The 1900-nt window shown below is 49.9% G+C and carries 2 protein-coding genes; both read left to right on the top strand.

What is annotated here, in order from left to right; genetic code table 11:
- Nucleotides 1–1404: HD domain-containing phosphohydrolase (locus EJP87_RS11875; RefSeq protein ID WP_130472095.1), on the top strand; the 1404-nt coding region annotated here is incomplete at its 5' end.
- 148 nt (nt 1405–1552) lie between these two features.
- The coding region (gene def / locus EJP87_RS11880) for a peptide deformylase (protein ID WP_130472101.1) at nt 1553–1900 on the top strand (348 nt) is incomplete at its 3' end.

Consider the following 1900-nt stretch of genomic DNA (forward strand, 5'->3'; position numbering starts at 1 on the left):
GCTTCCGGGGTAGAGGGAGGGATCCGTCTGGCCCTGAAAATGGGTATTGTTGGATTGGCTTTTTTGCGCCGGGAGATTATCAACGTTGTTGATGCCTATAATGTGCCCTTTTTTAACCGTGAAATAGACCATGTCACCGGTTATCGCACCGAAACGGTTCTGGTGGTGCCTCTCTCTGATGGACACAATCGGGTGTGGGGTGCGGTACAGTTGTTGAACAAACAGGAGGGATGTTTCAGTCAGGAGGATGAAGAAAAGTTGGCTGCAGCGGCACGCGCTCTTGCCACTCCTGATTTTTTTCACACCATGAACGAAACACAGGCCAAACAGCTTGTGGATCAATGGGTGGCAGAGATGGAGTGCGAACGGGGAACCTTCTTTATTTTGAACAGCCAGGAAGGTACGTTGCGTTCACTCTATGCCACCGGTTTGGAGGGCAAACCAGCCATTGGTGTGCGTGTCAATTTGGGGATTGCCGGATGGGTCGTCTTTACTGGCCGTTCCCTGGTGATCGAAGATGCCTATCAAAGCGAATTTTTTAACGCTGAAACCGATCAAAAAACCGGCTATCACACCCGCAATATTATCGCCGTACCGTTGAAGTCAAATAGTGATGAGCCGTTGGGGGTATTGGAGATTATCAACAAACAAGGGGCAGAGAGTTTTTCTGTCGAGGATATTGAGACTCTGCATGCCTTGGCGGCAATCGCCTCCGTGACTTTGGAAAATGCGCTGCTGCTGCAGGAGCATGAAACACAATTTCACAGTTTTATTGAAGTGATGGCTGCTTCGATTGATGCCAAGGATACCCTGACTGCCGGACATTCCAAACTGGTCAGTGAATATGCTTGTGGCATTGCCCAGGAGATGGGATTGTCACAAAATGATATTGATGTGGTACGGGTGGCAGGCTTTCTTCATGATTATGGCAAATTGGGTGTGGCCGATGTTGTTTTGAAAAAAGGTGGCCCTTTGACCAGTGGTGAATATGATCAGATTAAAAAGCATGTCTCCTTTACACGGGAAATTTTAACCCGCATGCGTTTTTCTCGCAAATATCGGCATGTGCCGGAAATAGCCGCCTCCCACCATGAATATATGGATGGTTCCGGTTATGGAGTGGGTTTGTTAAACCGCTACATTCCTTTTCTGGCCAAGATCATCACGGTGGCCGATATTTTTGAAGCCTTGACCGCTGATCGCCACTATCGACGGCGGATGCCTGCTGAGGAGGCGTTGGCCATTTTGAAGCAGGGGGCGGGAAAAAAATTTGATTCGGCAATTATCGAGGCCATGGAACGCTATTGGCTGAAACGCAGCGGTGCCACAAGCGAGCCCGGTACGGAAGCTCTGGTCCCGTTGGATGAGTTGCCGGTAGCCGCCATGAAAAGTCGTCCCATCTGATACCACACTCTTGATGTTCTCATCGTACCCTGTACCAAAGGGTTGCAGATGCTGCTTTGCAAGGGGTGCATGGAGTGGCACTTTTTGCTATATTCAATGGTCATACGCTGTGCATACCACGGACTCCTTTTTCCATTGATCGAAAACGATGGCTATACTGCCCATTTTGACTGCTCCTGACAAACGTCTGAAACAAAAATCCCAGCCGGTGGAAAGGGTCGATGAAAACATTCGCCTGCTGATGGAGGATATGCTGGAAACCATGTACGCTGCCAATGGCATCGGTTTGGCCGCTCCACAAGTGGGGGTGCTCAAGCAGGTGATTGTCGTGGATATTGGCGAGGAACAGGCCAAGCAGGTGACTACTCCTTTATGTTTGGCCAATCCAAAAATTGTGCGTATGGAAGGGAGTTTGCCCTGGCGGGAGGGGTGTTTGTCGGTTCCTGAACAGATTGCCGAGGTGTTGCGCGCTGCGGTAATTGAAATCCGGGCTTTG

This window comes from Candidatus Magnetaquicoccus inordinatus (assembly GCF_004217665.1).
Classification (GTDB): Bacteria; Pseudomonadota; Magnetococcia; order Magnetococcales; family Magnetaquicoccaceae; genus Magnetaquicoccus; species Magnetaquicoccus inordinatus.